Below are 12,306 nucleotides of genomic sequence, written 5' to 3'. Positions count from 1 at the left end.
GATTTGCCATGACGTCACTTGCAGGGAAGACGCTCTTCATCACCGGGGCGTCCCGCGGCATCGGGCTGGCCATCGCCCTGCGCGCAGCGCGCGACGGCGCCAACATCGTGATTGCCGCGAAGAGCAGCGTCGCCAATCCGAAGCTGCCCGGCACGATCCACAGTGCGGCCGCCGAGATCGAAGCAGCGGGTGGTCATGCCCTGCCACTGAAGGTGGATATCCGCGAAGAGTCCGAAGTGAAGATGGCCGCAGCCACGGCCGCGGAACGCTTTGGCGGCATCGATATCGTGGTGAACAATGCCAGCGCGATCTGGCTGGCAGGCGTTGAGAACACGCCGATGAAGCGCTTCGACCTCATGCATCAGGTCAACACGCGCGGCACCTTCCTGACCACCCAGGCCTGCCTGCCTTTCCTGAAGAAGGCCGAGAACCCTCAGGTGCTCATGCTTTCGCCGCCGCCGAGCATCGATCCCGCCTGGTATGAACCACATGTCGCGTACACCATTGCCAAGTTCGGTATGAGCCTGTGCGTGCTGGGCATGGCGCCCGAGTTCAAATCACTTGGCATCGCCGTTAACGCGCTGTGGCCGAAAACAGTGATCGCCACGGCAGCCATTGCCATGATCGACGGCGTTCGTGCCGAAAATTGCCGGACGCCTGACATCGTCGCGGACGCGGCGCACGCTGTCCTTACACGCCCCTCGCGTGATTACACCGGGCGTTTCTACATCGACGAAGACGTGCTGCGCGAAGAGGGCGTCACCGATTTCGATCGCTACGCCGTGGCACCTGGCCAGCCGCTACTACCGGATCTGTTTCTGTAGCTAGCGCGTCGATGCACCCGTATGGCTCCGGAGGCTAGCCCGTTTGGTGTATGGCCGCATCCGGCACGCCGGTATAACTTCGATCCACGTCGCTGTCGTCTGACACACGCGCGACGATGTGGGGCTTGCCGGCCTGCAGGGGGTGCCGGCGGCGGGTCCAGGAGTGAATCCGCGAAGCCGGCAGCAGGCCACGTAACGGGTGAGGAGCAGGCATGTCGCGCGGGGAAATGTCGGGGCGTTGTGTCGTCTGGGTAGGCAGGCCGAGCGTTGAAGAACACTTTGGGCTGCTCCGGGCGGGCTGGCGCACCTTGGTTGCCGATCCGGCCAGCCAGAACGAAGCACTACCAGAATGCGGTGACGCGGCGATCGCCGTGGTCGACCTGCGGGCGAGTGCGCTGGCGGCCGTACGCATCCTTCATCAGTTGCGGGAAAACCATCCGGGCATCGCCTGGATCGGGCTGACCGGCTCACGTACGCCCGCCCATGAACCCCTGATCCGCCAGGCCTTGCCGCTGGCCCTGGAGATCATCGAAGGGGTGTCTTCGTTCAGCGCGCTACGCCAGGCACTGCAACGGGTGCCGGGCGATGCCCCGCTGCCCGCCGACACCCGCCCGAGCGTCCTGACAGGCGACAGCCCGGCCATTCGGACGCTGTCTTTAAACATCCGGAAATTCGCGCCGGTCGAACTGCCCCTGCTGATCACCGGCGAAACTGGTACCGGCAAGGAGATGGCGGCCCGCGCCCTGCACCAGCTGTCCGCCCGGCACGAGCGCCCCTTCGCGGCGATCAACTGCGGGGCGCTGCCGGCCAACCTCGTCCAGTCCGAACTCTTCGGCCATGAACGGGGTTCCTTCACCGGGGCCACGGCGCGGCGCATCGGCCACTTCGAATCCGCCGACGGCGGCACGGTCTTCCTGGACGAGATCGGCGACCTGCCGCTCGACGCCCAGACCAACCTTCTGAGGGTGCTCCAGGAAGGCACGATCGAGCGCATCGGCAGCTGCCAGTCCATCAAGGTGGACGTGCGGGTCCTGGCCGCCACCCACGTGGACCTGGAGAAAGCCGTTTCGCAGGGGCGGTTCCGCGAGGACCTGTTCTACCGCCTCAACGTCCTCCGGCTGCGCATGCCGCCACTGCGCGAGCGCAATGGCGACATCGAGCTGCTCGCCCAATATTTCCTCGACACCTTCCGCGAAAGCTATGGCACGCGCGCCCGGGCCTTCAGCTCGGCGGCCCGCAAGGCGATGAACGCCTTCGCCTGGCCGGGCAATGTGCGTGAATTGATGAATCGTGTGCAGCGCGCAGCCGTCATCGCCGACGATGCGCTGATTACGCCGGAAGACCTGGAGCTGATCGCCGACCTCCCTGGCACGGACCGGGATAGCCTGGGCAGCGCCCGCACCTCCGCCGAACGCGAGGCGATCGTCGATTGCCTGCGCGCGAGCGCCTTCAATATCAGCGAGTGCGCACGGCGCCTGCGCGTCTCCCGCGTGACGGTGTACCGCCTTTGCAAAAAGCACCAGCTCGCACTCGATCAGCTGCGCTGAGCGGGTTCGGCCCTCGCCGACACGCGACGTAAAGAAAACTCCCGGCCCTCTGGGGACCGGGAGTTCCCATTCGTCGTCCGGCTTGGCAGGGTCGTCGGGCAACGAACATCGCGGCTTCACAGGGCCTTACCCAATACGGCAGCAAGCGCCGTGCCACGGGAGCCTTCCTTTGATTCGCAAGGAATTTCCGGCACGTCGTTCCGGGCGGGGCGTTCAGGCGGTGTAGCGGGGTGTAACAAATCGTTGCAGCGGCTGTACATGCCGCACCGCGCCACGCGTTGTCGGCGCGGCCCGCGCCTTATACGATGACCCCTTCGGATCGATGTCGGACCTCTGAGCGTACCGTGCGATTCCATCCGTACTTACAGGAGTCCGTACCATGTCGTCGCACCCCGTCGAACCCTCCGATCTCGTTGGCTTGGGCAAGCGTTACTGGCTGTCCGTATACCGCCCACGCGATGTCATCCTCGATCACGGGAAAGGCTCCCGCGTCTGGGATACCGAAGGTCGCGATTACATCGATTTCGGTGCCGGTATCGCCGTGAATGCGCTGGGTCACCAGGATCCGGACCTTGTCGCCGCCCTCGTCGGCCAGGCGAACAAGCTCTGGCATGCCAGCAACGTCTTCTATTCCGAGCCGCCGCTGCGGCTGGCCCAGGAAATCGTCGAGCTGGCGCCGTTCGCCGAGCGCGTCTTCCTGTGCAACTCCGGCACCGAGGCCAACGAGGCCGCGATCAAGCTGGTCCGCAAGTGGGCTTCCTCGCTGGGGCGTCCTCCCGAGAAGCGCGTCATCATCACCTTCAAGGGCTCCTTCCACGGCCGCACGCTGGCCTCGGTCACCGCGACAGCCCAGCCGAAGTACCAGGAAGGCTATGAGCCGCTGCCCGGCGGATTCCGCTACGTGCCGTTCAACGACACCGCGGCGCTCGAAGAGGCCATGGCCCACGGCGATGTCGCTGCGGTGATGCTCGAGCCCATCCAGGGCGAGGGCGGCGTCATGCCGGCGGAGCAGGGTTTCCTGAAGAAGGTGCGCGAACTGTGCGACGCACACGACGCGCTCATGGTCCTCGACGAAATCCAGTGCGGCATGGGCCGCACGGGCACGCTCTTCGCGCATACGCACGACCACGTCACGCCCGACATCGTCACTCTTGCGAAGGCACTCGGTGCCGGCTTCCCGATCGGCGCCATGCTGGTCGGCCCGAAGGTGTCCGAGGTGATGCAGTTCGGCTCCCATGGCACCACATTCGGCGGCAACCCGATGGCCGCGGCGGTCGCTCGCGTGGCGCTGGCCAAGATCGCCTCGCCGGCGGTCATGCTCAACGTCGAGCGTCAGGCCAACGACATCCGCAATGGCCTGAACAAGCTCAACCACGAGTTCCACCTGTTCTCGGAAATCCGTGGCCGCGGCCTGATGATCGGTGCCGTGCTGGACGACGCGCACAAGGGTCGCGCTGGTGAAATCCTCGATCTCGCCGCCGCCCATGGCCTGCTGATCCTGCAGGCTGGGCCGGATGTGCTGCGCATCGTGCCGCCGCTGACCATCACCGACGAAGAAACCGCCGAAGGCCTCGAAAGGCTGCACGCGTCCCTCGCGGCATTCGCCCAGGAAACGAAAGTCGCCTGAGCTTCGTGTGGGAGCCGGCTGTGCCGGCGATGGGTTTGACGCAATCTGCCTGTCGCCGCTGAAGCGGCTCCCGTAACGAACTTGCCGTCATTCGGCGCGTTGCATTTCTTTTGGAGTACGAGTTCCTTCCCATCCTCCTGTTTACCTGATATGAAACATCGCAAGTTCTTCCTGGCTTGAATGATGTCCCTCATGCTCACGCCACACCAGGATCCGCCGGGAAGCGGTCGCTCTCGAACAACGCAGGACGCCAGACAGCCACACATCGCCCTCGTCGAAGACGACGAGGTGCTGCGGGACCAGTTGGTCGCGCCAGGATTGCGTGACTTCGGTTTTCGCGTCACGGCGCTGGGCACGGCCGGGCAGTTGCAACGTGTCCTGCAGGAAGACCAGCCGGATATCGTGGTACTCGACGTCGGCCTGCCGGATGGCGACGGCTTCACGATTGCCGAGCGACTGCACCTGAATTCCCGCGTCGGCATCGTGATGCTCTCCGGCCGTCATGCCGAAGCGGATCGCGTCCGCGGCCTGAGCAACGGCGCGGACGCCTATCTGTCCAAACCGGTCGTGATGTCCGAGTTGGCAGCGACCCTGCGCAGCCTGATGCGGCGCCTTCGGCCCGAACCACGCCCCTCACCTCATGCACCGTTGTCCTCGCCAACCTGGCAGCTGGATAACCAGGGCTGGTGCCTGCTGGCGCCAAATGGGACGTCGATACCGCTGAAAGCCCATGAACGATGCATGCTGCGCGCCCTGCTCGAGCTGCCAGGCGAGCCGGTGACACGCGACGCGCTCATCGCCGCGCTGGGCGGCGACGAGCTGTTCGATCCTCACCGGCTGGAAGTGCTGGTCTATCGGCTTCGCAGCAAGGTTGGTACCGCCTCGGGCCTTGTGCTTCCGCTAAGCGCCGTGCGTGGAAGTGGCTACGTTTTCACCATGTGACACCGGTTCCGCCACCGTCCGACGCGAGGCATCCAGCAAGCGGCGTGCCTCGGAAACGAGGGTATCTGGCGAGCATGGCTTGTTGAGGATGGCGACATCGTGCGATTGGCGTACCGTCGCGGGAAAGTGCGACGAGACGACGAGCACGGGGACATCGGGAAGGCACGCACGCAGTTCCTGTAGCCAGGTCGCGGGGTCGTTGTCGCCCAGGCGGAGGTCGGTCACGACCAGATGCAGCGAGTGGCCCGCCTCCATCGTCATGCGCAGTGCCTGCGCGCGGCTGCCCGCCTCGATGACGAGAAAGCCGTCCGCTTCCAGCCGCCGGCGCCACATCTCGCGCAGCACATCTTCGTCCTCGACGAGCAGGGTGTGCACGATGGGTTGGTGACGCAGCGCGTCTCCTTCGAGCACGGATGCACCGGGCAGTTCGATGCCGATCGTCGTGCCACTGCCTTCCGTGCTGCGTACGTCCACGTCTCCACCGAAAGCCTGCACCAGGTCCCGTACGACGGCCAGGCCGAGGCCGCTGCCGGAGTCTGAGGGCTTGGTAGTGAAGAACGGTTCGAAGACCTCGTGCTTCACGCTTTCGGGCATGCCGTGGCCATTGTCGCGGAATTCGATACGCACTCGACCGACGTCGGAGGCGCTGCGCACCCGGATCTCGAAGATGCCGTCAGCCTGCATTGCATCACGCGCGTTCGCTGCGATGTTGAGGATCATCAGTTCGAGCTGGTCTGGATCGAAACGAATGAAGCGTGCTCCCTCGTCGACCTCGACCACCAGTGTGGTGGCGTGACTGAACAGCTGGCGCAGCACGTGCTTCACTTCGCGGAGCGCGCGCTTGAGGTCGATCAGTTCACTCCGCGAAACATCGCGGCGACCGAAACTGAGCAACTTGCGGCTGATCGCGCCACCTCGCCTCGCTGCCGCGGCCACGCCGTACAGTGCCGAGCGAAGCACGGCAGGGTCATCGGTGTCCTCGCGAGCCTCCGCATAGCCGGCGATCACGCTGAGGATGTTGTTGAAGTCGTGCGCGACACCGCCCGCGAGCCGGCCCACGGCCTCCACCTTCTGCGCATGGATCAGCTGCTCGCGCGATTTGCCGTGTGCCGCGATCTCTTCCTCGAGTACCCGATTGATTTCGCCAAGACGCAACTCGCGCTGTTCGGCGCTCTCGACGCTGCCGCGCAGCGTCGACACGCACTGGTCGATTACCAGCGTTATGGCAAGGTAGCTGAGCGACAATGGAAGGACGTTGATGGCACCCATCAGCGGGTGATGCACCCCCTTGGCAACGAACCGGGCAACATCGACCGCGCCACCGGCAATGAACAACGTGATGAGGGCCGCGTAGAGCCACCACAACGCGGTACGGCCCAGGATAAGTCCACCGAGCACAATCGTCAGCACGACGTAGGTCTGGTCGAGCATCGAGCTCATGAGGCCGCGTTCGATATATGTGACCCCCAGGGCGACCAGCATCGTACCGACGAAGATGCGCGTTGCCCGATGCACGAAGCCGCGGCGGATCTGGATCACGCCGGTCCACGCCGCGATGACGACGACCGAATCGCTCGCCAGGTCAAGCAGGTCGGCCGAGTTGAGCGGATTGGTCACCAGGGCCATGCGGTAGGGCCATATCAGCGGGATCGTCACGCCGATCATGATCAGCAGCAGTTGTAACGCCATGCCGTTTCCGCGCGCGGTTTCATCCTGCCCGGGCACGTTTCGCAGCCAGGCGATGGCCGCTTTTCGATAGGTCTTCAGCACCCTGTTTTCTTCCGATCTGTCTGCCCGTTCGGGGATGTATAGCGCAGGCCTCAACGCAATACACGCACCAAAACTGTCGGTGAGTTTTCGACAGGTTTCGACAGTGACGGTGCGTGATCGCACGAACGCTTTGGCATAACGTCGGCCCTCGACACGGATCTGACATCCGTTCGACACAGCGCTGTAAGACCGGCACGACCGGTCACGGGGACAGGGACGCGAAGGGGACCGCACAGGCGCCCAACTATCCATCAACGGGGAGCAACCGCACCATGCATTGCCTATCCATGCGCCTGCTCGGCGTCTTCGCCATCGCCGCTTCCGCACCGGTCTTCGCCGCGCAAGACGGCGACCGCTACATCGTGACCTACCGCGACGGAGCGTCCGCACAGACGAACGCCGCGGTCTCCTCGCAGGCAGCGTCGCTTGCGCTCAGCCGCATTACCTTCAAGGCAGGAAACGGTTCGCGTGTCGCGTCGCCTTCGGTCAGGGACCTGCGTCGCCTTGCCATCGGCGCGCGCGTGCTGAAGCTGTCGCGCAAGCTTGATGCCACCGAGTCCGCCGCCTTCGTCGCAAGCATGAAAGCCGATCCTTCGGTGAAGAGCATCGTGCCGGACCGCATGCTGCACGCGGTGAAGGACATCCGTGCCACTGACGCCTTCGTGCCGGATGACCCGTATTACCTGAAGGACCAGTGGCATCTTCGCGGACCGGATGGCACGCCCGATACGCCGGACATGGTCCCGAACTACGGCGGTGCCAATGTCGCCAACGCGTGGTCGCTCGCCGATGGCACAGGCATCACCGTGGCCGTGGTCGATACCGGCATCACGGCTCATCCCGATCTGGATACCTCGCTTGCCGATGCTGGCTACGACTTCATCAGCGATCCCTTCGTCTCCGGTCGCGCGGACGACAGTCGCGTGCCCGGTGGCTGGGATACCGGCGACTGGACCACCGAAGAACCGTGGGTCGACAGCTGCCAGCCCGAAGCCAGTTCGTGGCATGGCACGCATGTCAGCGGCACCATCTCCGAGCTGACCAACAACACGGTCGGTGTGTCGGGCGTGGCGTATCGTGCGAAGGTGCTGCCCGTCCGCGTGCTCGGCCATTGTGGTGGCTACAGCAGCGACATCGCGGACGGCATCGTCTGGGCGGCCGGCGGCCACGTCGATGGGGTGCCGGACAACACGCATCCGGCACAGATCATCAACATGAGCCTGGGCGGTGAAGGCGCATGCACGGCGGACGATCCGCAGTCGCAGGCAATCGCGCTCGCCAATGCGCGCGGCACGGTGGTCGTCGTGGCCGCAGGCAACTCGGCGGCGGATGCCGTCAACTTCTCTCCTGCCAGTTGCCCGGGCGCCATCGCTGTCGCGTCCGTCGGCATCACCAGCAAGCTGGCGTTCTATTCGAACTACGGTTCGATCGTCGCCATCGCCGCACCCGGCGGCGGCGTATACGCAGGAGATGCCAGCAGCGGTGCCACCGTGACCGCGGGCTTCGTCTACCAGGCGCTCAACGCGGGCACCACCGTGGTGGGTGAACCGACGTATGGCGGTTACGCCGGTACGTCGCAGGCAACCCCACACGTGGCCGGCACCGTCGCGCTGATGCAAAGCGCACGCCTTGCCTCATCCCAGCCGCTGATGACGCCTGCCCAGGTGCTCGCGGCGCTGAAGCAGACTGCGCATCGGCCGAAGGTGCCGACGCCCGCGGCGACGCTTGCGGGCGCCGGGATCGTCGACGCGGCTGCTGCCGTGCAGCTGGCCGTGCTCGGCGACAGCTACACCGCGACGCTGGCGAATGGTGGCCTGCTCAACGGGCTCAACAGCTTCGCCGGAACCTCTGCCTGGTACCAGATTCCCGTTCCGGCAGGCGCACGCAGTCTGGTCATCCGCACGTTCGGCGGCAGTGGCGACGTGACGTTGCAGGTGAAGCTCGGCGCGCGTCCGTCCGACAGCAGCTACGACTACCAGTCCGCCCACGCCGGCAACGCCGAGTCGGTCGTGCTCGCACGTCCGGCCGCCGGAACGTATTTCGTGCGCGTGCTCGGCGTGAAAGACGCCCAGAACCTCAGTGTGCAGGCGAGCTTCATCGCCCCCTGATCCTTGCCCTTTCCGGAGACATCCATGAATCGTTTGATCAAGAACCCGCTCCTGAGCACCGCGCTTGCCGCCGCGTGCGCGGCCGCCTTTGCCGGTCAGTCCGTCGCGGCACCGCTCGCCGTCGCACCGCGTGTCGATGCCGCGCACAGCGTGCTTCGCGCGCAGAACATCACCACCTCCAACTACTTCGCGTCAAACGGTCCGGCCGATGGCAGTGATGATGCCTACGCTGACGGTTTCCACAGCATCGCTATCGGCGCCAATGCCCTGGCAAGTAGCGATGACGCTACGGCAATCGGCTCGGGCGCCGTCGCGTTCGACGCCGGTAGCACCGCGGTTGGCACGGGAGCGATTGCCCAGGGTGTCGGCAGCCTTGCTGTCGGCCAGTCCGCCAACACCGCTGGCGACTTCGCGACAGCGGTGGGCTACGGCGCGTCCGCATCGGGCACCAATGCGCTGGCGCTGGGAACGGGATCTACCGCGGGCAACGCAGGCGCCATCGCCATCGGTGGCCAGGCCGTCGACAGCGGCGGCACCCCCGTCTCCGATCAGGTCACGACGGCGGCGGGCAATCTCGCGATGGCCATCGGTGGCAGCGCGCAGGCGCAGGGCGATAGCGCGATTGCAATCGGAGCAACGGCGGGCAGCTACGGCTTTGGCGCCGTGACGCTTGGCAACGAAGCGCAGGCCAACGGCGACAACACCACGGCGATCGGCAACGTGGCGTCCGCGAGTGGCGAGAGCGCCGTCGCCATTGGTGGCCTCGCCCAGCCGTTTCCCGGCGTCTATGACCAGACGATCGCATCCGGCTATCAGGCGACGGCGATCGGTGCGGCCGCACGCGCGGCGAACGACAACGCGACGGCGATCGGTTCGTACGCGTACGCCGCCGGTAACGCCAGCATTGCGGTCGGCTACAACGCCTATGCGCAGGAGGCCAACAACACCGCGATCGGCTACAACGCGGCGGCCACCGGTACCAACTCCATTGCTATCGGCGGTGATAGTCGTTCGTCCACGTGGGCTTATGGAGTGAACAGCATCGCCATTGGCGACCTGGCTCTGGCGAAGGGCGATAACTCGGTGGCGCTGGGTCATTACGCAACCGTCGCCGATTTCACCGAGCACAGCGTTGCCCTCGGCACGGACTCCAGCACGGACCGCAATTACGCCGTGTCGGTCGGTGGTGATGGGACGGTGCCGAACCGCTATGGCGAGCACACGCCGGCCTTCACCAGGCAGATCGTCAATGTAGGCGCGGGCACACTCGATACCGACGCGGTGAATGTCGGCCAGCTCAATGCAGCCATCGGGCAGGTGAGTGTCGGCGACTCCGCGGTAAATGCCGCACTGGCCGGCGCGTTTGGTGGCGGCGCCGGCCTCGGTCTCGCTGGTTTCGTCCCGCCGAGCTACGCCATGCAGGGCATGACGTATCGCAACGCGGGCGATGCGTTCACGGCTGTCGATGGAGCGCTGAGCGGCGCATTGCAGAGCATCGCGGACATCCGGTCGCAGCTGGGTGGTGGCCAGCCTGGCAACGGCGGTAGCAACGTGCCCTCGGGCGGTGGCAATGGGCTGGCGGTGGGTGGCGGAAGCATGGCGACCGATCCACGGGACACCGCCGTGGGTCACAACGCCACCATCGGTGCCGACGGCAGTACCGCGGTCGGCAGTAATGCGACGATCAGTGCCGCGGCGACAAACGCGGTCGCAGTCGGCGCGGATACCAGTGTCACGGCCGCGTCCGCCACCGCGATCGGGCAGGGCGCTTCGGCCACGGCGCAGAACAGCGTGGCGCTCGGCGCCAATGCCGTGGCCGACCAGGCCAATACGGTGTCGGTCGGTTCGGCGGGTAACCAGCGTCGCGTCGTCAATGTCGCCGCGGGATCGGCACCCACGGATGCGGCGAATGTCAGCCAGGTCGACCAGGCCCTTGCCACCGCCAAGTCCTACGCGGACAACGGGGATCAGCAGACACTCTCGAAAGCCAATGCTTACACCGACAGCAAGCTGGGCAATTCCGTCTCACGCGCGGACTTCGATTCGCTCCGCACCCACGTGGATGACCAGTTCCACCAGGTCAACCAGCGGCTCGATCGCGTGGGCGCGATGGGGACCGCCTTGTCACAGATGAGCATGAATACGTCGGGGCTTGCCGGCGAAAATCGTGTGGGCATGGGTGCGGGCAACTACAGCGGCCAGTCGGCCATCGCCCTGGGCTATCAGCGCGCGTTCCACGAGAACCGGGCGAGCGTATCGATCGGGGCGTCGTCGTCCGGATCGGAAAGCACGATTGGCGTCGGCGCGGGTTTGAGCTGGTAACAGTCCGGTCGGCTCAGAGTACGGCAGCATGGCGAGGTCCCCGAATCAGCGGGGACCTCGCCTTTTGCGTTCAGAGCGAGGCAAACACCTCGCCCGCGGTCTTCACGGTCGCGGCGATGACGTCATCATCGTGGGCGCTCGAAACGAAGCCCGCCTCGAACGCCGACGGCGCAAGATACACGCCTCGCTCCAGCATGCCGTGGAAGAAGCGATTGAACGCGGCGACATCCGCCGTCGTCGCCTGCGCGTAGGTCTCCACCGTCTCCCCGGTGAAAAACAGGCCGAACATGCCGCCCACTCGATTCACGCTGAAAGGGACGCCAGCCTTGTTCGCTTCGGCGAGGATGCCGTCGGTCAGGCGCACGGTTCGCGCTGTCAGGTCGTCGTAGAAGTCAGGCGCCTGGATCAGCTGCAGCATGGCAAGACCAGCGGCCATGGCCACCGGGTTACCCGACAGCGTGCCGGCCTGGTAGATCGGGCCCGAGGGTGCGATCTGTTCCATCAGGTCCCGTCGGCCGCCGTAGGCACCGACCGGCATGCCGCCGCCGATGATCTTGCCGAAGCAGGTCAGGTCCGGGGTGATGCCGTAGTAGGCCTGCGCGCCGCCGAGGGCCACGCGGAAGCCGGTCATCACCTCGTCGAAGATGAGCAGCACGCCATGCTCAGTGCACAGTTCGCGCAGCGCCTGCAGGTAGCCCTCTTTCGGCGGAATGCAGTTCATGTTGCCGGCGACCGGCTCGATGATCAGGCCGGCGATCTCCTTACCCTCCTGGCTGAAGAGCAGTCGTGCAGCGTCGATGTCGTTGTAGGGCAGGGTGAGTGTCAGGTCGGCCGAGGCCTTGGGCACGCCAGGTGATGTCGGTACGCCGAAGGTGAGTGCGCCCGAGCCTGCCTTCACCAGGAAGCTGTCCCCGTGGCCGTGGTAGCAGCCTTCGAACTTGACGATCTTCGAGCGGCCGGTCGCGCCACGGGCCAGACGGATCGCGGACATCGTGGCCTCCGTGCCCGAATTGACCATGCGCACCATGTCCACCGAAGGAATGAGCGAGACGATCGTCTCGGCCATGGTCACCTCGGCCGGGCAGGGCGTACCGAACGACAGGCCGTTACGGATCGCCCGTTCGACGGCCTCGCGCACGGCCGGATGGTTGTGGCCGACGATCATC

Annotated in this window: 8 protein-coding genes (1 of these 8 only partly in view); 6 read left to right on the top strand and 2 right to left on the bottom strand. The window is 65.5% G+C overall.

Annotation, left to right across the window (positions count from 1 at the left end):
* Positions 1–8 precede the first annotated feature (8 nt).
* The 4 genes from ACVWWJ_RS20625 (at position 9) to ACVWWJ_RS20610 (ending at position 4,940) form a co-directional block, all read left to right on the top strand.
* Positions 9–824: an SDR family oxidoreductase gene (locus ACVWWJ_RS20625; RefSeq protein WP_456969299.1), complete on the top strand. Its 816-nt coding sequence runs from the start codon at positions 9–11 to the stop codon at positions 822–824.
* Positions 825–1,036: 212 nt separating this feature from the next.
* Entirely contained in the window at positions 1,037–2,371 is a 1,335-nt protein-coding gene (locus ACVWWJ_RS20620; RefSeq protein ID WP_456969298.1) for a sigma 54-interacting transcriptional regulator, read from the top strand.
* Positions 2,372–2,750: 379 nt separating this feature from the next.
* Positions 2,751–3,998, top strand: a complete 1,248-nt coding sequence (locus ACVWWJ_RS20615) for an acetylornithine/succinylornithine family transaminase (RefSeq protein WP_456969297.1) — start codon at positions 2,751–2,753, stop codon at positions 3,996–3,998.
* Positions 3,999–4,190: 192 nt separating this feature from the next.
* Positions 4,191–4,940 (top strand): response regulator transcription factor, encoded by a 750-nt coding sequence (locus ACVWWJ_RS20610; RefSeq protein ID WP_456969296.1) that lies wholly within the window; start codon positions 4,191–4,193, stop codon positions 4,938–4,940.
* Here ACVWWJ_RS20610 and ACVWWJ_RS20605 read toward each other — a convergent pair.
* A complete protein-coding gene (locus tag ACVWWJ_RS20605) occupies positions 4,899–6,710 on the bottom strand; it encodes an ATP-binding protein (RefSeq protein WP_456969295.1) in 1,812 nt (603 codons plus the stop codon). The two genes, ACVWWJ_RS20610 and ACVWWJ_RS20605, sit on opposite strands and share 42 nt — an antisense overlap.
* 272 nt (positions 6,711–6,982) lie before the next feature.
* On the opposite strand from ACVWWJ_RS20605, the gene ACVWWJ_RS20600 reads away from it, so the two are divergent.
* Both ACVWWJ_RS20600 and ACVWWJ_RS20595 read left to right on the top strand, forming a co-directional pair.
* Positions 6,983–8,818: a S8 family peptidase gene (locus ACVWWJ_RS20600; protein WP_456969294.1), complete on the top strand. Its 1,836-nt coding sequence runs from the start codon at positions 6,983–6,985 to the stop codon at positions 8,816–8,818.
* Positions 8,819–8,842: 24 nt separating this feature from the next.
* Entirely contained in the window at positions 8,843–11,140 is a 2,298-nt protein-coding gene (locus ACVWWJ_RS20595) for a YadA family autotransporter adhesin (protein WP_456969293.1), read from the top strand.
* A 70-nt stretch (positions 11,141–11,210) separates the two neighbouring features.
* On the opposite strand, the gene hemL is transcribed toward ACVWWJ_RS20595, so the two are convergent.
* On the bottom strand, positions 11,211–12,306 hold the 3' portion of the coding sequence (gene hemL, locus ACVWWJ_RS20590; protein WP_159896018.1) for a glutamate-1-semialdehyde 2,1-aminomutase. It continues 182 nt past the right edge of the window; the window shows 1,096 of its 1,278 coding nt (coding positions 183–1,278); its start codon lies off the right edge, out of view; its stop codon occupies positions 11,211–11,213.

It is taken from the genome of Luteibacter sp. HA06 (genome assembly GCF_054061215.1).
The sequence above is the reverse complement of the archived record's forward strand: the minus strand, read 5'-3'. Positions and strand labels throughout refer to the sequence as shown.